Raw genomic sequence first — 22794 nt, forward strand, 5'->3', positions numbered from 1 at the left:
AACATCAAAAGCCAGAAACGGCAGCAGTCGTTTCTGGCTTTTGTTCTGTCATTTTACCGGTCGAGGATTCGGCCATCGGTGGAGAAGGTGACTACATTCCACGGGATGAACTTGCCGCTGTTTTTCAGAGCAGTGATGGCAGCGTGCTCCAGCCCGCCGCAGCAGGGCACCTCCATGCGCAGCACGGTCACGCTCTTGATATCATTGCTGCGGATGATCTCGGTCAGCTTTTCGCTGTAATCCACAGCATCCAGCTTCGGGCAGCCGATGATGGTCACATGGCCCCTCATGAACTCCTCGTGGATATTGGCGTAGGCATAGGCGGTGCAGTCGGCGGCGATCAGCAGCTTGGCACCGTCAAAGTAGGGCGCGTTCACCGGCACCAGCTTGATCTGGCAAGGCCACTGTGCCAGCTGGGACTGCATGGGCACTGCGGCTGCGGCAGGTGCGGTCTGCTCACGGTGGAACTGTTTCATCATGCTGCCCGGGCAGCCATGGAACGCCGGTGCGGCGGGCTGTGCCTGCTGCTGGGCGGCAGCGGCCTTTTTCTGCTTGTTTTCCAGCACAGCCTGCTCGTCATAAGCGGCGGCTTCGCGCTCGGTAAAGGTGATGGCACCGGTGGGGCATCCGGGCAGGCAGTCGCCAAAGCCGTCGCAGTAGTCGTCCCGCATCAGCTTGGCCTTGCCGTTCACAAGGCCGATGGCCCCCTCGTGGCAGGCGGTGACGCAGGCACCGCAGCCGTTGCATTTTTCTTCGTCTATATGAATGATTTTGCGGATCATGGAAAAGCCCTCCTTGCTTTGATGTTCTGAGTATACTATAATCAGACCGTGCTTTCGGTTGTTATAACCACAGAAAGAGGATTTTTATGAAAAAGATCGCGTCGCCCCTGTTTCAGGATCTTTCAGAAGCCGAGCTGGATACCCTTGCCGCTGCCAGGCACCTGCGCACCCGGCAGTTTGCAAAGCACGAGGTCATCTTCCGCGCCGGAAGCTGCGTGCGGGAGATCGGCATTGTGCTGCGTGGTTCCGTGCACATTGAAAATCTGGATCTCTGGGGCACCAAAAGCATCCTGAGCAGCGTAGGCGCCGGGCAGGCCTTTGCCGAGACCTACGCCTTTTGCGGCGAGGCCTTGATGGTGGATGCTGTTGCGGCCGAACATTGCGAAATACTGTTCCTGCACACTGCCGCCCTTACCGATGCGCGGATCGAGCCAGCGCTGAAAGACAAGCTGCTGCGCCGTCTGCTGGCGGTATCCATGCGCAAGAACCTCAGCCTTTCGCAGCGCATCTTCTGCACAACGCCCAAGACTGTGCGCGGACGGCTGCTGACCTATTTTTCCGCACAGGCAGCACGCTGCGGCAGGATGGAGTTCGAGGTGCCCTTCAACCGCCAGCAGATGGCCGACTACCTCAATCTGGACCGCAGCGCCCTCTCCAAAGAGCTGTGCAAAATGCGGGACGAAGGTTTGCTGGAATTTGATAAAAACCGCTTTGTTTTAAAGCAGCTTCCAGAATAATCAAAAGCGCCCGCCGGGCAGGGCAGGACCTCCGGCGGGCGCTTTCATTTTAACAGGTCAACAGAACGAGATCAGACCGTCTCCTTCTTCTTGCGGGGTGCGCACTTGCGCTTGGGCTTCTCCGCAGCGGGCTTTTCCTCTGCAGGTACTTCTGCCTTTGCAGGCTCTGCTTTTTCGGCAGCCTTGGCGGCGGTCTTTTTTGCGGCAGTCTTACGGGCAGGCTTTGCGGGCTTTTCTGCCGGTTCTGCGGTCTCTGCCTTCCCCTCTTCTGCAGCTTCTGCCTTGGCGGCAGCCGCCTTTTTGGTGGTGCGGGGCTTGCGGGCCGCAGTCTTCTTGGCCGGTGCCTTTTCTGCAGCGGGTGCAGCTTCGGCGGCAGCCTCCACAGCAGGCGCCTCGGCCTTCTTTGCGGCACGCTTTGCGCGCTCCTTCACCTCGGCAATGGTCCACAGCTGGTCATCTGCGCCGGACACCTCCTGCCAGATCTGCAGCACAGTGCCAACCGCAGCGCCCATGCCAACGGTGTCCACGCACTTGCCGCCGGCCCAGGAAGAGCGCAGGCGCACAGTTCCTTCCGGGGTGGGCTGAACAGTCCACATCTGAGAGGTGCCGCCCACATCCTCCCACAGGTGCAGCCAGGTGCCGTTGGCGGTGCCGGTCATGGTCAGGTCCAGCAGCTTGCCGGATGCGCGGTTGCGGATGCGGTAAACGCCGTCACCCACGCGGATAAAGCTCCACTCCTGCTCAGGCTTATGCTCGTACTTGCCCAGACGGACGGTACCGGCTTCCTTGGTGCCCTCCACGGCCTGAATGACGTTGCCGGTGTGCGCGGCAATGGTGTAAAAGTGATCGGCTTCGATCACGGTCTGTGCAACAGTTTTCATGGTTTGTTCCTCCTATGGATCGCAGCCGCCCGGCTCTGCCTGCGGCTGCCGCTTATATTTTGTATGCAGCCTGTACAGATGCACAGGCTCTTTTGTTTCCCTTATGGTAAATGATACCACATATCGTGATTTTCTACAAGCAATTCGACCAGCCTTTAGCAAAACAGACAAAAACAGTCAAGCTTTCCGTCCGTTTTTCTCCCGCTCCATGGGCATTTCAGGCACCATTCTGTACCGGTTCGGCTCTCGACTTTTTGCCGCAGCTGCGTTATACTATGGAACGTGCATCCCGTGCACACATTCAAATTATCCGCCGCTCTGCTGCTGGGCGGCTTTTCTTGACCTATTCCTTATGATAAAAGGAGGTTCTTTCATGTCAGCAGACGAGCTCAACATTCAGCAATACAAAAAAATGACCGAGACACCCATTCCAAAGCTGATCCTCGGTCTTGCCGCCCCTACCATTTTAAGTATGCTCATCACCAGCATCTACAACTTGGCCGATACCTTTTTTGTGGGCCAGATCTCCACCAGCGCTTCCGGTGCGGTGGGCATTGTTTCCAGCCTGATGGCCATTATTCAGGCGCTTGGCTTTACGCTGGGCCACGGCTCCGGCACCATCATCAGCCGCAGCCTTGGCAGCCGGAACACTGATGCCGCCACCCGCTTTGCTTCCACCAGCTTTTTTACTGCTCTGGCCGTTGGCGTGGTGCTGGCCGTTGTGGGCCTTGCCACTCTGCCCAGCTTCATGATGCTGCTGGGCAGCACCGAGACCATTCTGCCCCACGCCTGCGCTTATGCACGGCCCATCCTCATTGCAGCCCCGCTTATGATCTCCAGCCTTGTGATGAACAACATCCTGCGCTATGAGGGCAAGGCGAACTTTGCCATGATCGGCCTTGTGACCGGCGGCGTGCTGAACATTGTGCTGGATCCCATCTTTATGTTCGCGCTGGGCCTTGGCACCGCCGGTGCAGGCATTGCTACGGCTCTCAGCCAAAGCATCAGCTTCTGCATCCTGCTGTCCATGTTCCTGCGGGGCAAAACCGTCAGTCAGTTCCGTATTGCTGCCGTCACCCGTGAAGCGCGGGAGTTCGGCCTGATCCTGGTGGGCGGCGCGCCCAGCTTTGGCCGTCAGGGCCTGCAGAGCATCGGCGGCATGCTGCTGAACATTGCCGCCCGCAGCTACGGCGATGCCGCTGTGGCCGGCATGAGCATCGTTTCCCGCATTTTCATGTTCATCATTTCGGTCGCCATCGGCGTAGGACAGGGCCTGCAGCCGGTAGCTGCCTTCAACTATGGTGCACGCAAGTTCCGCCGGGTGCGGCAGGCGGCCATCTTCACCATGGGTGCAGCCTTTTGTATGCTGGTGGTGCTGGTGAGCCTGTGCTGGGTCAACAGTGATGCCCTCATCCGCCTGTTCCGTGATGACCCGGATGTTACCGCCGTGGCGCTGCCCGCCTTCCACTATCAGTGCCTTGCCATTCTGCTGCAGCCGGTCATTGTGGTGGCAAACATGACCTTCCAGAGCGTGGGCAAAGCCGGGCGCGCCACCTTTCTGGCCTGTTGCCGTCAGGGCGTGTTCTTCATTCCGCTCATCCTCATTCTGCCCCGCACTTTCGGCCTTGTAGGCGTAGAGATCTGCCAGCCCATTGCGGATGCGCTCACCTTTATTGTTTCCCTGCCGTTCCTGCTGGCCTTCCTCAAGCAGCTGGACCGGATGGACGATGCTGAAAAAGCCAAAGCACAGTCCTGAAAGTCTGTCATAAAACTGTAATCAACAGCCGCGTTTTCCTGCAATGGAATGCGCGGCTGTTTCGTATTATAATTGAACTGGAAAACCTTTCCGGCTTTCTTTTAAACTTTGTTCCTTTCCATACTGTAAGGAGTGATCTTTATGAAGCGTAACGTTTGCCGCATAGGCAGCGCTGCTGTATGCGCTGCCCTGTGCCTTACCCTTGGCTGCAGCTGCAGCGTGCTGCCGCCCGCTTCCGGCAAGCCTGCTGCTCCTGCTTCCTCAGTGCCCACCGATGCACACGGGGATCCGCTTTACGACAGCTCCCGGCTGGACGACGGAAAGCTGCGGATACTTTACGGTTACGACAATTCCGGCGGTGCCTGCACCGTTCTGTGCGGCAGCAAGGTGCTGTACCAGTCCTTCCGCAGCGAGAACGTGAACCTTCTGCAGGACACCGTGACCGGTGAGACCAACTACTGGTTCCGCACCTGGGCCGACCCGGACGCTTATTGCGGACGGCGCAGCGGCCTGTTTGACAAAGGCGGCAATGAAGTCATGACCTTTGAGGGGGAGCAGAACGCCTCCATGCAGAACGGTCTGCTGGTGCTGCAGGAAGCCCACGCCGTGAACGGCAGCTACGAAAACGGCTACGACGATTACGGCACCTGTCAGGTGATCGACCTTTCCACCGGCGAACGTCTGCCCGTGCCGGATGGCGCATACCGCTGCATCGTGTGCGGGGACAGGCTGGTGTTCACCTGCTATGCCCGCCCAGCAGACCTTGCCGAGGACGCATGGGACGATGAACCCGCCCTGCACAGCTGGGTCATTATACAGACGAAGGACGGTACACAGACTTACGGCGCAGATGCCACTACTGCCCTGAGCCTTTCCTATGCACCGGACGTTCTGAACGACTGGGTAGAGCTGGACACCTGCCACGCCAGCGGCGAACCAACGGACGAAACGCTCTATAACCCCGCCACCGGCGAAGGCTTCACCGGCTTCCGACAGGTATGCGGCAGCGGCACCGCCTGCTTCGAGACTAGCGATGGCCGCTACGAGCTGCGGGATCTCACCACCGTGGACCGCACCCTCATTGGCACCTTCGACGACCAGCCCAGCAGCTATTTCCCGGGCTATGTGGTCACATGGCGCACGAGCGGCGACTTCGGCTATGATCTGCACGACCTTGTTACCGGTGAGGTGACACCGCTGTACGCTTCCAGCGTCATGAGCGACACCATCGCCCTTTACTATGAGGACGGACGGTTGAAGGTGTTCAACACCGAAACCGGCGATTTGATCACTGATACCACCGTGGAGCCAGTGGAGGGCCAGCAAAGCGTGATGATGGATAACAAGGGTGACGGCTACGTCTGGCTGGAGCTGCGGGATAACGATAACTTTGAGACCACCGCCACCCGCGTGTACGGCCCCGAGGGCCTTGTCTCCGACCTGACCCATCTGCAGGACAAGTATTATGCCCTAAACTATCTCATCACCACACCGGAGGGCAGGCCGCTGTACTGTGGCAACGCCAATGCGCCCAGCAGCAACGGCTCAATGTGTGACGTGCTGGATGAAAACGGCAACATTGTGTTCTATGGCCTTGGCAGCTGCTACAGCTACTACGACAACAGCCTGAACCAGCTGCCAGAACACGTGTTCGTTGCAAAACGCGGCTTTTACTACGGCTGGATGGATACGAACGGCAAATGGCTTTACTGCCAAAGCATCTTCTCTTCCATCAACGCCGACGATGAAATGGGCTACTGACCCAATAGGAGGAACGCCTTATGAAAAATGCTAAAATTTCCCGCCGCAGCTTTCTGCTTGGCCTTGCCGCCTGCTCTGCCGCAGGCATTCTCACTGCCTGCAAGGGGGATGACACCCCCGCCAGCAGCGCTTCCACCTCGCCGGAAGCACCCGCTTCTTCCGTGAGCGAGCTTGAACCCATCGGGCTGTTTACCGTGGAAGATTTTCCCAAGCTGGACGGCAGCACTGCCTGCATCCCGCTGATGGCCCAGATGATGGCCGATACCACCGGCATCGATCTGGAAGTAGCCCAGAGCGGCATTTCGGTCAGCACCACGGCCTATGCGTGGGAAAACTTCGGCCTGTACCCGGATGAGGAGTACACTGCCAGGATGCTGGTGGTCTACGAAGCGCCGGACTACGTAAAGGAAGAGCTGAAAGAAGCAAACGCCCAGCTGGAACAGAAACCCATTGGCCGGGACGCACTGGTGTTCATCGTGAACGAGAACAATCCGGTCAAGAGCCTGACCCGGCAGCAGCTGAAGGATATCTATGCCGGTAAGATCACCAACTGGAAAGAAGTGGGCGGCGAGGATCTTGCCATCGTGCCCTTCCAGCGGGGCGAAGACTCCGGCAGCCAGACCCTGTTCCGCAAGCTGCTCATTCAGGGCGGCGAACTGATGGACCCGCCCACCGAGCTGGCTCCCGCTGCCATGGGTGAGCTGGTGGATAGCATCGCCGCCTACAACAACAGCGCCAATGCCATCGGCTTCTCGGTCTACTACTACATCGACCAGATGTACTCCCAGCCCGGCCTGCGTCTGCTGGCCGTGGACGGCGTGACCCCTTCCAACGACACCATCGCCAGCGAAAGCTACCCGCTGTGCAACGAGTTCTATGCCGTTCTCCATGCGGACGCTGCCGCCGACAGCCCGGAACGCCAGCTTTACGACTGGCTGGATACCGCCGCCGGACAGGACTGCATCAAAAAATCCGGCTATGTAGCGGTGGCACCCGCCACTGCAGCGAACAGTGCCGTCTGATCTTCTAGCAATTGACAGCTTTCTGCATTTCTGTTACAATATTACACATGAATGTTGAAACTTTTTTGCAAAGGAAGGCTCAATATGGACAATTCCTCCTCCCATGTGGAAAGCCGCTGGCGCACCCAGCTGCGCAACCGCATCATTCAGGCGTCCAGTCTGCTGGAAATTTTGCTCTCCGGCCTTGTGCTCATCGGCCTGCTGCTCAGCGCTGTGCCGCTCATCAAGTGGATGCCCGGCCTGCTGTTTGACGGCAACGAAGTGGAGATCCGCATTTTTCTGGAGCGGAGCCTTGACATCGTGATCGGCATCGAGTTCATCAAAATGCTGGCCAAGCACAGCCCCGGCAGCAGCCTGGAAGTGCTGCTCTACGCCATTGCCCGTCATCTGGTAGTGGGCCATGACTCGGCAGTAGAAAACCTGCTCAGCGTGGGAGCCATCGCCCTGATCTTCATTGTGCGCAAGTTCTTCTTTGTGCCGGCCTTTGGTGCCCACCTGCCGGACGGCCATCCGGCACCGGATCTTTCACCTCGCCAGAGCGGCATCCCCGCCGATGCGTTTCTCTCCCGCCTGAAGGAGCGCGCCAAGGCCGAGGTGGCCGAGGCCATTCCTTCCGAAGAAGAGACTTTTGATGAGTACGATTTTGAGCAGGCCGCCCCGGAACCAAAATAACATAAACAAAAATGCCCCGCAGCACTGCCGGAAAACCAGCAGGCTGCGGGGCATTTTATAATGCTTTTATTTTTTATTGTGCTTTCCGAAGCGGTACTCTTTGCCCTCACGGATGCGCTGGATATTGGCGCGGTGCATATAGATCACCATGCCGGACATAAAGCCGGAGCCAATGGCGCACACCAGCATATCACCAGCGGCATAGCCCTGCAGGGAGCCGTAAATGATGGTCAATACCGGGTAGAGTACTGCCATGGCCACGCTGCCCAGCGACACCATGCCGGTGGGAATCAGGCACACCAGAAAGATAATGGCCAGAAACGGCAGCAGCACCGGCTGGATGGCCAGAATGGCACCAGCTGCCACCAGCACGCCCTTGCCGCCTTTGAACCCGAAGTACAGCGGGTACAGATGGCCCAGCACTGCAAAGATGGCGGCCAGATAGACACCCAGATACGGCGACACACCAGCATCGGCGGGCAGCATGTGGAACAGCCACCGGCCGATGCACACGGCCAGCACGCCCTTGAGCACATCGCCTGTCGCGGTCATGGCGGCAGCCTTCTTGCCAAAGGTGCGCAGCATGTTGGTCATGCCGGCCGCACCGCTGCCATGATTGCGCACATCGTCATGATATACGAATTTGCTGACGAGGATGCCGGTATCCACACTGCCCAGCAGGTACGCCTGCAGGATGGTGGCTGCGGCGATCAGGATCGCTTTCATCATAGAAACGGATGCCTCCTTTGCGGGCGCTTACACGTCCTTTGCGCCCACTTCGCCGGAACCGCGCTCGCGGATCACCAGACGGATGGGGGTGTGTTCCAGACCAAAGTTCTCGCGGATCTGGTTGATCAGATACCGCTGGTAGCTGAAATGGAACAGCTGCTTCGAATTCACAAAGGCCACGAACGTGGGCGGGCGGGTGGATGCCTGCGTCAGATAGAAGATCTTCAGGCGGCGGCCCTTGTCGCTGGGCGGCTGCATCCGGGCTGTGGCGCGGGCCAGCATCTCGTTCAGCACGCCGGTGGGCACGCGGGCACCGTTCTGGCTGTCCACATCGCGGATCAGCTGCATGAGCTTGTTCACGTTGTAGCCGGTCTGAGCCGAGATGAAGATGATAGGAGCATAGCCCATAAAGCTGAAGCACTCGGCATAATCGCGGCGCTGCAGCTCCATGGTGTTGGTCTCCTTGCCTTCCACCGCGTCCCACTTGTTGACGACGATGATGCACGCCTTGCCCTGATCGTGGGCATAACCGGCCACCTTGCTGTCCTGCTCGGTAAAACCGACGGTGGCATCCACAAGGATCAGCGCCACGCGGCTGCGCTCCACAGCGGCCAGTGCGCGCACTACCATATAACGCTCCAGACCGTCGGTGATGTTGCTGCGCTTGCGCAGACCGGCGGTATCGGTAAAGATGAACTTGCCATAAGCGTTGTCCACCGGGGTGTCAATGGCATCACGGGTGGTGCCCGCCTCGTTTGCCACGATCATGCGGTTCTCGCCCAGAATGCGGTTGGTCAGGCTGGACTTGCCCACATTCGGGCGGCCGATGATGGCAACCGGGATGCGGTCCTCTTCCACCACCGTCTCGCTGAAGTCCAGATGGGCGCACACAGCGTCCAGCAGGTCGCCGGTGCCGTGGCCGTGCACGGACGAAATGGGCATCACCTCGTCAAAGCCGAGGTTGTAGAACTCGTACATCTCCATGGGGGCATCGCCCACCTTGTCGCACTTGTTCACGGCCAGAATGATGGGCTTGTGGCTGCGGCGCAGCATGTGGGCCACATCCTCGTCCGCGGCGGTCAGGCCGTCGCGCACGTCCACCACCATGATGATGCAGTCTGCAGTGTCAATGGCGATCTGGGCCTGCTCCCGCATGTGGGCCAGAATGCCCTCGGTAGCCTTGGGCTCAATACCGCCGGTGTCCACCAGCAGGAAGTCATGGCCGTTCCACTCGCAGTTGGCAAAAATGCGGTCACGGGTAATGCCCGGCGTGTCCTCCACAATGGCAAGGCGCTGACCGCACAGCTTGTTGAACAGGGTGGATTTTCCCACGTTAGGGCGGCCCACCACTGCTACGATCGGTTTGCTCATAGGGGTTCCTCCTTTCTTGCAACCCTCTCAGGCACGGCTTACGCCGCGCCAGCTCCCCCGAAAGGGGGAGCTTTTATCACTTCTGCCGAAAGATGCATAAAACCTCGCCCTTCGGGAGAGGTGGCATCGCGCAGCGATGACGGAGAGGGTTTTCTTTTATGCTCTTCTTCTCCTTGCAATGTGCAGGCCGCTGCGCAGCAGGGCGCGGGCTTCGTCGCCGCCAGAGGTCGGCAGCACCTCCACCTTCACGCCAAGGCGCTGGGCCAGCTGGTCAGTGGTGATGTCGTCCAGAAAGGTGTCTTTTTCCTCCCGCAGCATCACGGCGGGCACGCCCAGCGTGCCGCTGGTCAGCCTGCCCTCGCACTGAGCAATGATATCGGTCGCCGTTACAAGCCCGGCCACACCCACATTGCCGCCAAAGAATTTGTTCTTGATGGTGTGCACCGTCACCTCGACCATGGGATACTGGCGGTGCAGCTCAGCCATCATCTGGTGGATGAGCGGCGAAGCCATTTCGCCCGTGACCACGTCCATCTTTTTGGTGCCGTAGATGCGGTGGGGCTTTTCCAGCTCCGCCAGAAATTCCGAGGCATACAGGCGCATCATGCCCACGCCGTTTTCCAGCTGGTCGAAGTCCTCGTAGAACTCTTCCGGCGGGATGGGCCTGCCAGCCTTGAGGTACCATTCATCACTGGGATAAATGATGCGCTTGCCGTGGCGGCGCTTGCACTCATCGCCGAATTCTTCCATGATGTCGATGACTTCGGCGCTGGTCTTTGCATCATACGGTGTCTGCTTGAACAGCTTCTCGCGGTAGTCTGTCACACCGCAGGGCACCGCAGCGATGCTCTGCACCATGGGGGTAAGCTCCAAAAGGTCGGAGAGGGTACGGCGCAGCTCGTCGCCGTCGTTGATGCCGCGGCACAGCACCAGCTGACAGTTGACGGCGATGCCGCCCTCCACCAGACGGGGCAGATACTTGAGCACCTCGCCGCCGCGCTTGTTGGCCAGCATCCGCACACGGAGCTGCGGGTTCGTGGTGTGCACTGAAATGTTGATGGGCGAAATATGCATCTTGATGATGCGGTCGATCTCGTGGTCCTGCATGTTCGTCATGGTGATATAATTGCCGAACAAAAAGGAAAGCCGCTCGTCATCGTCCTTGAAGTAAAGGCTCTCGCGCATACCGGGGGGCAGCTGGTCGATGAAGCAGAACATGCAGTGGTTGGAGCAGGAGTGCTTCTGATCGCCCAGATAGGTCTGGAAATCGCAGCCAAAGGGGCCGCGCTCCGTGCGCTGCACATCCCACTCGCGGATGCCGTCTGCCACCCTTGCTTTCAGGTGGAAGCTTTTGCTGTCGGTGTAGAAATCGTAGTCCAGACTGTCGTTCAGCTCGTTTTCGTCCACGCTCAAAAGCTCGTCACCCGGGCCAAGGCCCAGCACTTCCGCTTCGCTGCCGGGTTCCACCCGTGCGATCTTCATTGCCACCGCATCCACCTCCTTTCAGACAGAACAAGAAGGGGAAGGCATGCGCCCTCCCCTTCTGTACATAACACCATTATGCCACCAATTACGCGCAAATTAGGCCTTCTTGATGACTTCCTCGCCCTTGTAGTAACCGCAGTTGCCACATGCCTGGTGGGGGAGCTTCAGAGAGCCGCAGTTGCTGCACTTGACCAGTGCGGGGGCCTCCAGCTTCCAAACATTGCTGCGACGCTTGTCGCGGCGGGCCTTGGAAAGATGTCTCTTAGGTACTGCCATATTTTTGCACCTCCTTGATGGGTTTATCAGTTCAGCAGTGATTTAAGGATTGCGAGCCTTGTGTCTACGGGAGCTTCGGCATGCTCTGCCGGCTGGCAGGTGCATTCCGCCTTCTTTTTGCCGCACACGGGGCAAAGCCCGGCGCAGTCGGCACTGCAAAGCAGCACCGTGGGGATCTGGAACATAAACTCCTGATTGAGCCATTCATCTACATCCAGATGTCCTTTTTCGTCCAGCGGAAGGTCAAAATCCGGGTCATCCAGATCCCGTTCCTTTACCGTCCACTCCGTATCGACCGTCTCCTCCCGAATGACCGGGTCCAGACAGCGGGCGCACTCTCCGTGCACCGATGCGTTTGCCCGCAGTGTCATCCGGACCTCGTCGCCGTCCGTCTCCGCTTCAAAAACAACGGTGACCGGCTGCGGGATCCTTGCCCCGGCATAATCATGTGCAGATAAATCACACTGAAACTCTGCATGATAGGGTTGTCTGCCGGTGGCGATAAACTTTCTCAGGTCAAATTGCATAGTACACCTCTAAAAGGCTGCTTTGTTAGTATAGCGCCAACGCAGCCCTTTGTCAACACCAAAACAGGCAGAAAACCGAAAAAATTTAAATTTCCCGGTTCTCTGCCTGTTCAAAGTGGTTCAGATCCCGATTTTCCGGAATTACAGGTACTTCTTCACATCGTGGGGCAGTGCAGCCTCGTCAGCGCTGACGGTAACAGTCACCTTCACGCTGTCGCCTGCAATGGCTGCCATCTCGTCCAGCACAACGCCCAGACGGTTGATGTCATGATCCAGCACCTTCAGGATGCCGTCAATGTACAGGTCGGTGATATCGTAGTTGCTTGCCATCAGGCCGGCAACAAAGCCGTACAGCATTTCGCCGCCGGAGATCTTGTACTCGTCCAGGTCGATCAGACGTGCAGCAGGAGCGATGTCGTAGGTGAGCTTCATGCCCTTTTCAACGACGACCACGTTGCCCTTGGAGGTCTTGACCGCATCATTGATCTGGTCGATCATAGCCTTGGTCTTGCCGGAGCCCTTGGTACCAACAATCAGTTTAATCATAGTTCAGTCCTCCTGTATTTTCCACGCCTTGCGGCGGGAGATCATTTTTATTTACTTCAGCTTTGCTTCCAGCTCGGCGGTCAGGCCTTCGTAGCCCGGCTTGCCCAGCAGAGCAAACATATTCTTTTTATAGCTCTCAACGCCCGGCTGATTGAAGGGATTGACGCTGAGCAGATAGCCGCTGCAGGCACATGCACGCCAGAAGAAGTAGATCAGGTAGCCCACATTGTAAGCGGTCAGGTCGTCCACCTCGATCAGCACCTCGGGCACGCCGCCGTCGGTGTGGGCGAGGATGGTACCCTCCATGGCCTTGCGGTTGACAATGCTCATGTTCTGGTTTGCCAGGAAGTTCAGGCCGTCAAAGTTGCCTTCCAGCGGGTCGATGAACAGATCCTGTGCAGGCTTCTTCACGTCCACGATGGTCTCGAACATGGTGCGGGAGCCTTCCTGAATGAACTGACCCATGGAGTGCAGATCGGTGGAGAAGATGCAGCTTGCGGGGAACAGGCCCTTGTTGTCCTTGCCCTCGCTCTCGCCGAACAGCTGCTTGTACCACTCGTTCATCAGGGCGAAGTCCGGCTCGTAGCACTCCAGAATTTCAACGCTCTTGCCCTTGCGGTACAGGATGTTGCGGATGGCAGCATACTTGTAAGCGTCGTTGTCCTTGCTCAGAACGGAGAAACGCTCCATGGAATCGGCAGCGCCCTTCATCAGGTCGTCGATGCTGATACCGGCAGCAGCAATGGGCAGCAGGCCCACAGCGCTCAGCACGGAGTAGCGGCCGCCCACGTCGTCGGGGACCACGAAGGTGGGCCAGCCCTGTGCGTCGGCCAGCTGCTTCAGGGTGCCCTTGGCACGGTCGGTGGTGGCGTAGATGCGCTTGTTGGCTTCTTCCGCGCCCATCTCCTTTTCCAGCAGTTCACGCAGCACGCGGAATGCCAGAGAAGTCTCGGTGGTAGTGCCGGACTTGGAAATGACGTTGATGGAGAAGCGCTTGCCCTTGCACAGGCTGATGATGTTGTTCAGGTAGGTGGGGCTGATGCTGTTGCCGCAGAAGTAGATTTTGGGGCCATTTTCCAGCTCGTTGTGGAACTGGCCCTTGACGGCCTCGATGACAGCGCGTGCGCCCAGATAGCTGCCGCCAATGCCGGCCACCACCAGCACATCGGAATCCTCGCGGATCTTTGCGGCGGCTTCCTTGATGCGGGCGAACTCTTCCTTATCATAATCACGGGGCAGATACATCCAGCCGAGGAAATCATTGCCCGGGCCGGACTTTGCTTCCAGCTGGTTATGGGCAGCTTCCACCTGCGGATAGATGGCTGCATATTCCTCTTCGCTGATAAAGCTGGAGAGGTGTTTTGTGTTCAGTGCGACGCTCATTTTATTATAACCTCCAAACGATTTGCCGGGCCTTTGCCCTGCGAGGAAATATCTTGGTATAAGTGTACCGTTCCCTCCGGGCAAAGTCAAGGTCAAAATCCTTGGATTTCATACAATTTTAATAGTGTTTTTTTGTTTCTTCATCCAGAATTGTTCACACAGACAGTTCCACGCAGCTTACCGCAGCGCGCTTTTGTACGCTGAAGCGTGCATTCAGCTTTCGCAGCCGGTCAAAGCGTCCCACAACAGGCCGAATGCGGTGCCAAAGTCCATTTTTTCAGCATCGGCAGCGGCGCGCACCTCGTACTCGCCCAGTTGGGTCTCCCCGCTCAGGATGCGCACCGTGCCAACGGTCTGGCCAAGCTGCACCGGTGCTTCCAGCTCCTGCGGCAGATCCAGCTGCGCGGTGAGAGCGGCGGCGCTTTCCTTGGGCATCAGCAGCGTTTCGGGCAGAGCGGTGTAGTCCAGCGGTACGCTTTCCTCTGCACTGCCCTTTACTTTTATAAGGAGAGGCCGGTCCTCCATGGCGGGCAGCGGCACGGCGGCGTAGGCCGCAAAGCCGTAGTCCAGCAGGGTGGTGGCCGCTGTGAACCGCTCCGAGCTGGAGAGCGACCCCAGCACCACGGCGATGAGGTCCAGCCCGTCGCGGGTGGCGCTGGCGCTGATGCACACGCCCGCGCCGCTGGTGGTGCCGGTTTTCAGGCCGGTGATGCCGTTGTAGCGCTTGAGCAGCTTGTTGGTGTTCACCAGCTGGGTGGCACCGCCGCGCAGGGTGTCCGTCCAGATGCCGGTATAGTGCAGCACCTCCGGGCAGGTGTTCAAAATCTCGCGGCTCATGATGGCAACATCGTGGGCGGTGGAAAGATGCCCTTCGGTGTCCAGCCCGCAGGCATTGTGGAAGGTGGTGTTCACCATGCCCAGTTCTGCGGCGCGGGCGTTCATCATCTGCACAAAGCCCGGCTCGCTGCCGCCCACCAGCTCTGCCACAGCCACAGCGGCATCATTGGCAGAGGACACACAAATGGCTTTGATCATCTCGTCCAGTGTGAACTGCTCCCCCGGCTCCAGCCAGATCTGACTGCCGCCCATGTGGTAGGCGTGTTCACTTACCGGCACCAGCGTGTCCATGGCAATGCGGCCGTCGTGCACGGCTTCAAAGGTGAGCAGCAGGGTCATTACCTTGGTAATGGATGCAATGGGCATCTGCTGGTCGGCGTTCTTTTCATATAATATAGTGCCCGTCTGCTGGTCGATCAGGCAGGCGGCGCGGCAGGGCAGCTCCAAGGCAGGCTGTGCCGCCGCGGGCTGCACCGGCTGGGTCTGGTCTGCAGCCGCCTGCACCGCCGGGCTTTGCTGCCGCAGCCCATTGCCCTGCGCCGTGCCAAAGGCCAGCGCAAACAGCCAGAAGCACACCACTCCTGCACACAAAAGCGCCAAGTTTTTCCGCTCCATTTCGGTCCCTCCCTGCGCAATGTCTCTTGCTGAGAGAGTATGCAGGGGCCTTTTTGTTTAGAATATCCTGCGCCCGCACCGCAGCCCACATTTTTTATTTTGTCTTTTTCTACAAAAGGGCTTGACTTTTGCCCACCTTATAGTGTAAATTGGAGATGGCCCAAAAAGGCTGTATTGCTTCATTTGTGGAATTATTTTTTAGGAGGATACTATTATGATTCTGTCTCGTCGTTCTTTCCTGAAGATGGCTGGTCTGACTACCGTTGCTGCTGCAGGCGCTTCCATGTTCACCGGCTGTGGTGCTTTCTCCACCACTCCTATCAAGGTAGTCGCCGCTAAGGATTCTACCAAGGAGTTCCAGGCTGCTGTTACAAAGCTGAATGAAAAGAAGCTGGTCGTATGGCCTGCTGATGCAAACGGCGCTTATCTGAACAGCTTCCTGATGACCAATCTGACCGCTAATGGTCTCTCCAACTTCGCTGTGGAAAAGGCCGAGTATAAGACCGTTAAGGACGAAAAGACTGGTAAAGAGTCCAAGTATCTGGAAGTCACCGTCAAGTCCACTGCTAAATAATTTTTCCAAAGTTCTCTTTGAGAGACGGGCGTTTGCCCGTCTCTTTTTGTTTTGCCTGCTTTCCAGCAAAAAAGTGCCTGCTGCTGTGCATCCGGTCTTGCGCCGCACCGCCGCTGTGATATATAATAAAGAGCAATGCAAACACCACTCCGTTTTTTGTCGAAAGGATACCCCCTCATGCGAGTTTGTTTTTATACCCTTGGCTGCAAGGTCAACCTGAACGAGACCGGCGCGCTGGAACAGATGTTCCGCGCCAACGGCTTTACCATTGCGCAGGAGAACGAGCCTGCGGATGTTTTTGTGGTGAACAGCTGTACCGTGACCAACTTTGGCGACCAGAAAAGCCGCAAGTGGCTGCGCCGCAAAAAGCGCGAGAACCCCGGCGCGGTCACGGTGCTTACCGGCTGCTACCCGCAGGCTTTCCCGGAGGAAGCCGCCCAGTTCACCGAGGCCGACCTTGTGTGCGGCAACGGCGACCGCAAGGCCATTTTAGATAACGTTCTCAAGCTGCTGGACGGCCATGAGCGCATTGTGGCCATCACGCCCCACCAGCGCGGCGAAAAATTTGAAGAGCTGCCCGTGGAGCGGTTCGAGACTCACACCCGTGCCTTTATCAAGGTAGAGGACGGCTGCAACCGCCAGTGCGCCTACTGCGTCATCCCACGGGCCCGCGGCCCGGTGCGCAGCCGCGACGAAGCCAGCATCCTTGCCGAATTGCGCCAGCTGGCGGCTTCCGGCTACCGCGAGGTGGTGCTCAGTGCCATCTCCCTGCCCAGCTATGGTCTGGATACCGGCACCAACCTTGTGGAGCTGGTGGAGCACTGCGCTCAAGTGGAAGGCATCCAGCGCATCCGTCTGGGCAGTCTGGACCCGGATATGCTCACGCCGGAGTTCATCACCCGCCTTGCCGCCGTGGAAAAGCTCTGCCCGCAGTTCCACCTGAGCCTGCAGAGCGGCTGCACTGCCACCCTGCGCCGGATGCGCCGCGTTTACACTGCCGAGCAGTATGCACAGGTGGTGGACCAGCTGCGCGCCGCCTACGGGGAGCGCCCGGTCAGCTTTACCACCGACTGCATCTGCGGCTTTCCCGGCGAGACGCAGGCCGATTTTGAAGAGAGCTGCGAATTTTTGAAAAAGATCGGCTTTCTCAAGGTGCATGTGTTCCCCTACTCCCGCCGCAGCGGCACCCCGGCCTACGATTTTCCGGAGCAGGTGCACGAGCGGGAAAAGCAGGAGCGCAGCCGCGTGATGAACGGCATTGCCGAGGAGGTGCGCCGCGAAGTGCTGGCCGCCTATGTGGGCACTGAGGACGATGTGCTGCTGGAGACCCCGCTTTCCGGCACGCTGTTCACCGGCTACACCCGGCTGTACATTCCGGTGGTGGTGTCCGCCCCCGGCCACGAAAGCGGGCAGATCGTGCATGTACGCCTGGGCGAATACGACGGCGAACGTGTGCGTGCAGCACTTTGCTGAGTTTACGCGCTTAAAACTGTTGATTCTGTACACGAGGACGAATACAACAAATTTTTAACAAATTTTGCGTTTTATCCCTTTTCATCCGGCACGCTTTATGCTAAAATGAAGGTGGATCATCCCGGGCACAGCGCTGTTTGCAGCAGTGCGTTACCAATGTGCCCTGTAACGCGCCCGCCCTGCGTGGCAGAACGCTGTCGGCAGCCGGGTGCAGCCCGTTTGTTTTTAGCAAAGCAAGGAGAGAATTGGAATGAGTTTCAGAGGAATCAATACCACGGTCATCCAGATCCGCCGTCAGGTGTTCACCGAGGTGGCACGCATGGCTTACGCCAACGTCAAGGGCGAGCAGGCCAACCACCTGATGCGCAAGATCCCCTACACCATCATCCCCGGCGAGGAAGGCAAGCTGCGCAAGGACATCTTCCTGGAGCGCGCCATCGTTGAGGAGCGCGTGCGTCTGGCCATGGGCCTGCCCACCCGCCGCATGGACGAGCACAACAGCGTCGTCTCCGGTCTGGAGGATGCTTCCATCGCCGATAAGTATTATGATCCCCCGCTGGTGAACGTGATCAAGTTTGCCTGCAACCGCTGCCCGGAAAAGCTGGTCAAGGTCTCCGACCTGTGTCAGGGCTGCCTTGCCCACCCCTGTATGGAAGTGTGCCCCAAGAAGGCCATCACATGGGAGAGCGGCCGTTCCATCATCGATCAGGACAAGTGCATCAAGTGCGGCCGCTGCGTCGGCGTGTGCCCCTATAACGCCATCGTCAAGACCGAGCGTCCCTGCGCTGCAGCCTGCGGCATGGGTGCCATCCACTCCGATGAGCTGGGCCGCGCCGAGATCGATTACAGCAAGTGCGTTTCCTGCGGCCAGTGTCTGGTCAACTGCCCCTTCGGTGCCATTGCCGACAAGGGCCAGATCTATCAGCTGATCCAGGGCTTCAACCGCGGCGACCGCATCTACGCGCTGGTGGCTCCCGCCTTCATCAACCAGTTCCCGGGTCTGGCTTCCACCGGCAAGCTCAAGGCCGCCCTGAAGGCCGTCGGCTTCTACGATGTGGTGGAGGTTGCCATTGGTGCCGACCTGTGCACCGTGGACGAAGCACACGACTTCCTGGAGGAAGTGCCCGAGAAGCTCAGCTTCATGGCAACTTCCTGCTGCCCGGCATGGAGCATGATGGCAAAGACCGCTTTCCCGGATCTTGCCAAGAACATCTCCATGACCATGACCCCCATGGTGTTCACCGCCCGCATGATGAAGCAGAAGGACCCCGAGGCCCGTATGTGCTTCATTGGACCCTGCGCCGCAAAGAAGCTGGAAGCTTCCCGCCGCACCGTCCGCTCCGATGTGGACTTCGTGCTCACCTTTGAAGAGCTGGCCGGTATCATCGAGGCCAAGGATGTGGACACCAGCCTGCTGGAAGTGGACGAGGCCGAAGCTCTGCACGCTGCATCCGCAGCAGGCCGCGGCTTTGCACAGTCCGGCGGCGTTGCCAAGGCTGTTGCCGATAAGATCAAGGAATGGCACCCGGATATGGATGTCAAGATCGCATCTGCACAGGGCCTTGCCGAATGCAAGAAGCTGCTCATGCTGGCCAAGGCTGGCAAGTACAACGGCTACCTGCTGGAAGGCATGGGCTGCCCGGGCGGCTGCATCGGCGGCGCAGGCACCATTGCCGACCCCGCACGCACGGCCATCCAGCTGAACAAGTACGTCAAGGAAGCTCCCTTCGCCGACCCGGAGCAGAGCCCCTTTATGAGCGAGATCCATGTTCTGAAGGACGACCCCGACTTTGAACTTTAAGCGCTGATTTTTCAAGAACCGCTTCTCCTGCCGGAGGGGCGGTTCTTCGTCATCTTCGCCCACCATATTTTATCAATGTGCAACATTTCTGTGAAAGCTTCACGAAGCGGATTGACAACTTTGCACAGCCATGCTATTTTAGCATTGACAAACCGGTATTACCGCAATTGTTCAACGCCGCCTCTGTGGCAGGAAAGGCAGATCATTCATGACGAACACTTATAAGCGCGTAAGCGCCGCCCTGCTCTCGGTGCTGCTGCTGTGCATGTTCACCTTTGGTGCAAGTGCTGCTTCCAGCCTGAACGTAGGCATTAAATTCTGGAAAGAAAGATCCGATAAGGAATCCATGGCCAACACCGGCATCGATGCCAGCCGTGATGTCACCCTCACCCGCCAGTCCAACGGCACCTACACGCTCACCTTGCCCATCCAGCAGGTAAGCAAGATGGGTGTCACCGGCTATCTGTCCGGCCTGACCATTGGTGATGTGACCTACACCGGCACCGTCTCCGGCGATGTTGCCAAGGGCACCGGCGTGCTCACCATCAAGAACATGCCCGCCTCGGTGCTGACCGGCAGCGATGTGAACAAGGCACTCACCGTTACCTGCAACATTCAGATGGATCTGAGCGTGCTGGGCGAGATCAACACCGCGGCCCGCATGTGCATCTGGAACAAGTAAGTTTTTTCAAGCAAAGAACGGCGTTCCCCACCGGAACGCCGTTCTTTGCTTTTATCACTCCATGTGCTTTTCCACAAAGTCGCCAACCATTTTGTCCAGCTGCAGCACAGCGTTCTCGGCACCCTTCATCACCTTGCGGGTGGTGCGGCGCAGCTGGCGCTGGTTCTGGGTGGCGGCCATCACGCCCACGGCACCCAGTGCCGCCCCCGCGGCCATGCCAAGCAGCATCCCGGAAGAACTGGTGGATTCATGTTTCATAGTAAAACTCCTTTCGGTGAAAAAGATCCGGTCTCCGGCGTTATTATTTCCTGTAAACTATCTGGTATCCGCTTTTTTTATGCAGAAATTTGTGGTATACTGTTCTACGATGTTTTAATGGGCGGGTGTGCCCGGCTAAAAAGCGCACTGCTCATTCCGCATACTGGTAAGGAGGTTCCTTATTTGATACACCCTGTTGAACCCAAAAAAGTCCTTTGCATCCACGATCTTTCCGGCATGGGCCGCTGCAGCCTTGCAGTGATCCTGCCGGTGCTGTCGGTCATGGGCGTGCAGCCGGTAGCCCTGCCCACGGTGGTGCTTTCCACCCACACAGGCGGGCTTGGCACACCTGCACGGCTGGACGGCTGCGCCTACGGCGAACAGGCGCTGGAGCATTACCATGCGCTTGGCGTGGAGTTTGACTGCATCTATACCGGCTATCTGGGCGGTGAGGATCAGGTAGCACTAGCCGAAAAAGCCTTTACCCTCTGGCCCGCAGCCAAAAAGATCGTTGACCCGGTCATGGGCGACAACGGCAAGGCTTACTCCACCGTAACGCCTGCTTTGATCGACCGCATCCGTGCACTGTGCGGTGCTGCCGATCTGATCCTGCCCAACTACACCGAGGCACAGATCCTGCTGCAGCGCCAGCCACAGACCGAGCTGCTCACCGATGAAGCCGCACAGGCTCTGGCTGACGAGCTGACCGCTCTGGCCCCCGGGGCTGTCGTCACCGGCCTGCCGCTGGGCAAATACATCGGCTGTGCAGGCAGCGGAAAAGACCGCTTTCTCATCAAAAAGCTGCACATCAGCCGCAGCTTTCCCGGCACCGGCGACCTGTACGGTGCGGTGCTCATCGGCTCGCTGCTGCAGGGCAACGCCCTGAGTGCCGCCGCCGACAACGCTGCCGAGTTCGTGGCGCTTTCCATCCAGAGCACGCCCGCCGCGCAGGATACCCGCTACGGGGTCTGGTTCGAGCCGCTTCTGCCGCGCCTGTGCCCGGCAAGCTCGGCAGAATAAGGGGAGGTACACCGATGAACGAAAAGCCAACCTTGAACATCGTTCTGGTGGAGCCGCGCATCCCGCAGAACACCGGCAATGTGGCCCGCACCTGTGCCTGCACTGCCTGTCGGCTGCATCTGGTAGGCCCCATGGGCTTTGCCATCGATGATAAAAAGCTCAAGCATGCGGGTCTGGATTACTGGCACTACCTCGACATCAGCTATTACGACAGTCTGGACGAGTTCTTTGCCAAAAACAGCGGCCCCTATTACTATTTTACCACCAAGGCACCGCAGCGCTACACCGATGTGAGCTACCCGGACGGTGCATACCTTGTGTTCGGACGCGAGGATGCCGGCCTGCCCGAAGCCTTGCTTGCCGCCAATCAGGAGCACTGCATCCGAATGCCCATGCGCGACACCTGCCGCAGCCTGAACCTTTCCAACAGCGTGGCCGTGGGCGTGTATGAAGTGCTGCGCCAGTGGGACTTTCCGGAGCTTTTGGACCACGGACACTTACGAGACTACGAATGGAAATGAGGGACATTATGAGCAAGATTGCGATCCTGACCGATTCCTCCTGCGATATCCCGCAGGAGATGGCCGAAAAATACGGCATCGACATCATGAGCTTCCACATCCTGCTGGACGATGTGGACTACGTGGAGCGTGAAAGCTGCACCAACACCGAATTTTACGATAAGATGCGTGCCGCTAAGGGCGTGCCCTCCACTGCCGCCATCACCCCCATCCAGTTCTGCGAAAAATACTGCCAGTACGTGGACGAGGGCTATACGGATGTCATTCATGTACCCATCAACAAATCCGGCTCTTCCACCTACAATAACGCCCTCATGGCACAGGGGATGCTGCGGGAAGAGCGTCCGGAGCACCACTTGAAGATCCATCTGCTGGACCCCCACACCTATTCCATGGTGTTCGGCTGGTATCTGTGCGAAATGGCCCGCAAGCTGAAGAACGGCGCAGAGATCAGCCATGTGATCCGGGAGTTTGAAAAGCAGATGGACTGCATGGAGATCGTTCTGGGTCCCTACAGCCTGAAGCAGATGAAAAAGAGCGGACGCATCTCTGCCGCTGCTGCTGTTATGGGCGAGCTGATGGGCATTCGTCCCATCATCACCCTGATCGACGGCAAGACCAAGGTGGAAGCCAAGGTACGCGGCGATGACAAGGTGGTGCCCGCCATGGTGGAGCTGTGCAAACAGCGCAGCGAAGGCGTGGAGAACTTTGATTATATGATCGGCCACACCAACATCCCGCAGGCCGCCGATCTGGAAAAGGCCTGCCGCAAGGCCTTTGGCAAACCGCCGCTGCTGGTGTTTGAGCTGGGCGGTGTCGTTTCCGCAAACACCGGCCCCGACACGGTGGCTCTGGTATACACCGGACACCCCAGAGGGTAACCCACGATTTTAATAGCCTCCGCTTTCGCTCTGGCTATTTCAGCGGTAATTTTATTTTTATTTTGAGGTTCCGAAAAGCCTGCGGGCTTTTCGGAACCTCTTTTTCACCGGAAGGGTCCAAACCAAAAACTGCATCTGTACCTGATTCTGCGAAAATTCGTTGCAATCTGCCAAAAATTATGCTATACTGCCTTTTGCTGTGCT

The 22794-nt window shown here is 58.2% G+C and carries 23 protein-coding genes; 12 read left to right on the top strand and 11 right to left on the bottom strand.

Going from position 1 to position 22794, the window contains the following annotated elements:
- Positions 1 to 53 precede the first annotated feature (53 nt).
- Positions 54 to 782: an ATP-binding protein gene (locus WMO17_RS08705; RefSeq protein ID WP_097775294.1), complete on the bottom strand. Its 729-nt coding sequence runs from the start codon at positions 780 to 782 to the stop codon at positions 54 to 56.
- 86 nt (positions 783 to 868) lie between these two features.
- On the opposite strand from WMO17_RS08705, the gene WMO17_RS08710 reads away from it, so the two are divergent.
- Positions 869 to 1519, top strand: coding sequence for a Crp/Fnr family transcriptional regulator (locus tag WMO17_RS08710; RefSeq protein WP_349137904.1), 651 nt, complete (start codon positions 869 to 871; stop codon positions 1517 to 1519).
- A gap of 71 nt (positions 1520 to 1590) precedes the next feature.
- Here WMO17_RS08710 and WMO17_RS08715 read toward each other — a convergent pair whose 3' ends face one another.
- Positions 1591 to 2400: an RICIN domain-containing protein gene (locus WMO17_RS08715; RefSeq protein WP_349137905.1), complete on the bottom strand. Its 810-nt coding sequence runs from the start codon at positions 2398 to 2400 to the stop codon at positions 1591 to 1593.
- Between the two features lie 373 nt (positions 2401 to 2773).
- Between WMO17_RS08715 and WMO17_RS08720 the strand changes: the two genes are divergently transcribed.
- The 4 genes from WMO17_RS08720 (at position 2774) to WMO17_RS08735 (ending at position 7611) form a co-directional block, all read left to right on the top strand.
- Entirely contained in the window at positions 2774 to 4156 is a 1383-nt protein-coding gene (locus WMO17_RS08720; protein ID WP_349137906.1) for an MATE family efflux transporter, read from the top strand.
- 141 nt (positions 4157 to 4297) lie between these two features.
- Positions 4298 to 5917, top strand: a complete 1620-nt coding sequence (locus WMO17_RS08725; protein ID WP_349137907.1) for a DUF5046 domain-containing protein — start codon at positions 4298 to 4300, stop codon at positions 5915 to 5917.
- Positions 5918 to 5937: 20 nt separating this feature from the next.
- Positions 5938 to 6939, top strand: a complete 1002-nt coding sequence (locus WMO17_RS08730; RefSeq protein ID WP_097775289.1) for a substrate-binding domain-containing protein — start codon at positions 5938 to 5940, stop codon at positions 6937 to 6939.
- Between the two features lie 84 nt (positions 6940 to 7023).
- The gene (locus WMO17_RS08735) at positions 7024 to 7611 is read left to right on the top strand and encodes a transporter (protein ID WP_097781646.1); all 588 of its coding nucleotides are present in this window, start codon (positions 7024 to 7026) and stop codon (positions 7609 to 7611) included.
- A 66-nt stretch (positions 7612 to 7677) separates the two neighbouring features.
- Here WMO17_RS08735 and plsY read toward each other — a convergent pair whose 3' ends face one another.
- From plsY to WMO17_RS08775, 8 genes are all read right to left on the bottom strand, one after another.
- Complete coding sequence (plsY, locus tag WMO17_RS08740) at positions 7678 to 8340, bottom strand: glycerol-3-phosphate 1-O-acyltransferase PlsY (RefSeq protein WP_349137908.1); 663 nt, start codon at positions 8338 to 8340, stop codon at positions 7678 to 7680.
- A gap of 27 nt (positions 8341 to 8367) precedes the next feature.
- Complete coding sequence (der, locus tag WMO17_RS08745) at positions 8368 to 9711, bottom strand: ribosome biogenesis GTPase Der (protein WP_005944256.1); 1344 nt, start codon at positions 9709 to 9711, stop codon at positions 8368 to 8370.
- A gap of 156 nt (positions 9712 to 9867) precedes the next feature.
- A complete protein-coding gene (locus WMO17_RS08750) occupies positions 9868 to 11193 on the bottom strand; it encodes a DUF512 domain-containing protein (protein ID WP_412375963.1) in 1326 nt (441 codons plus the stop codon).
- Between the two features lie 99 nt (positions 11194 to 11292).
- On the bottom strand, positions 11293 to 11472 hold the full coding sequence (gene rpmF, locus WMO17_RS08755) for a 50S ribosomal protein L32 (RefSeq protein WP_005920250.1): 180 nt from the start codon (positions 11470 to 11472) through the stop codon (positions 11293 to 11295).
- A 26-nt stretch (positions 11473 to 11498) separates the two neighbouring features.
- Positions 11499 to 11999 (bottom strand): YceD family protein, encoded by a 501-nt coding sequence (locus WMO17_RS08760; RefSeq protein WP_005944260.1) that lies wholly within the window; start codon positions 11997 to 11999, stop codon positions 11499 to 11501.
- A 141-nt stretch (positions 12000 to 12140) separates the two neighbouring features.
- Positions 12141 to 12545 carry a hypothetical protein gene (locus WMO17_RS08765; protein WP_005944262.1) on the bottom strand — a complete coding sequence of 135 codons (405 nt, stop codon included), beginning with the start codon at positions 12543 to 12545 and terminating at the stop codon, positions 12141 to 12143.
- Between the two features lie 51 nt (positions 12546 to 12596).
- A complete protein-coding gene (locus WMO17_RS08770) occupies positions 12597 to 13928 on the bottom strand; it encodes a glucose-6-phosphate isomerase (RefSeq protein WP_349137910.1) in 1332 nt (443 codons plus the stop codon).
- Between the two features lie 213 nt (positions 13929 to 14141).
- Positions 14142 to 15380: a D-alanyl-D-alanine carboxypeptidase family protein gene (locus tag WMO17_RS08775; protein WP_349137911.1), complete on the bottom strand. Its 1239-nt coding sequence runs from the start codon at positions 15378 to 15380 to the stop codon at positions 14142 to 14144.
- Positions 15381 to 15594: 214 nt separating this feature from the next.
- On the opposite strand from WMO17_RS08775, the gene WMO17_RS08780 reads away from it, so the two are divergent.
- From WMO17_RS08780 to WMO17_RS08795, 4 genes are all read left to right on the top strand, one after another.
- On the top strand, positions 15595 to 15954 hold the full coding sequence (locus WMO17_RS08780; protein ID WP_349137912.1) for a twin-arginine translocation signal domain-containing protein: 360 nt from the start codon (positions 15595 to 15597) through the stop codon (positions 15952 to 15954).
- 177 nt (positions 15955 to 16131) lie between these two features.
- Positions 16132 to 17427 (top strand): tRNA (N(6)-L-threonylcarbamoyladenosine(37)-C(2))-methylthiotransferase MtaB, encoded by a 1296-nt coding sequence (gene mtaB, locus WMO17_RS08785; RefSeq protein WP_097775282.1) that lies wholly within the window; start codon positions 16132 to 16134, stop codon positions 17425 to 17427.
- Positions 17428 to 17677: 250 nt separating this feature from the next.
- Positions 17678 to 19228 carry a 4Fe-4S dicluster domain-containing protein gene (locus WMO17_RS08790; RefSeq protein ID WP_120080052.1) on the top strand — a complete coding sequence of 517 codons (1551 nt, stop codon included), beginning with the start codon at positions 17678 to 17680 and terminating at the stop codon, positions 19226 to 19228.
- A 208-nt stretch (positions 19229 to 19436) separates the two neighbouring features.
- Positions 19437 to 19910, top strand: coding sequence for a pilin (locus WMO17_RS08795; protein WP_097775281.1), 474 nt, complete (start codon positions 19437 to 19439; stop codon positions 19908 to 19910).
- A 54-nt stretch (positions 19911 to 19964) separates the two neighbouring features.
- Here WMO17_RS08795 and WMO17_RS08800 read toward each other — a convergent pair whose 3' ends face one another.
- Complete coding sequence (locus WMO17_RS08800) at positions 19965 to 20168, bottom strand: hypothetical protein (RefSeq protein ID WP_044954007.1); 204 nt, start codon at positions 20166 to 20168, stop codon at positions 19965 to 19967.
- Between the two features lie 183 nt (positions 20169 to 20351).
- Between WMO17_RS08800 and WMO17_RS08805 the strand changes: the two genes are divergently transcribed.
- Genes WMO17_RS08805 through WMO17_RS08815 form a run of 3 tightly spaced genes read left to right on the top strand, consistent with a single transcriptional unit; the run spans position 20352 to position 22590 of the window.
- A complete protein-coding gene (locus tag WMO17_RS08805; protein WP_223389347.1) occupies positions 20352 to 21188 on the top strand; it encodes a bifunctional hydroxymethylpyrimidine kinase/phosphomethylpyrimidine kinase in 837 nt (278 codons plus the stop codon).
- A 14-nt stretch (positions 21189 to 21202) separates the two neighbouring features.
- Complete coding sequence (locus tag WMO17_RS08810) at positions 21203 to 21709, top strand: tRNA (cytidine(34)-2'-O)-methyltransferase (protein WP_005944287.1); 507 nt, start codon at positions 21203 to 21205, stop codon at positions 21707 to 21709.
- Positions 21700 to 22590 carry a DegV family protein gene (locus WMO17_RS08815; RefSeq protein ID WP_118526286.1) on the top strand — a complete coding sequence of 297 codons (891 nt, stop codon included), beginning with the start codon at positions 21700 to 21702 and terminating at the stop codon, positions 22588 to 22590. Before WMO17_RS08810 ends, WMO17_RS08815 begins: the two co-directional genes overlap by 10 nt.
- The last annotated feature ends 204 nt before the right edge of the window (positions 22591 to 22794 follow it).

Origin of the sequence: Faecalibacterium faecis, from assembly GCF_040096475.1 — a bacterium.
Taxonomy (GTDB): Bacteria; Bacillota; Clostridia; order Oscillospirales; family Ruminococcaceae; genus Faecalibacterium; species Faecalibacterium taiwanense.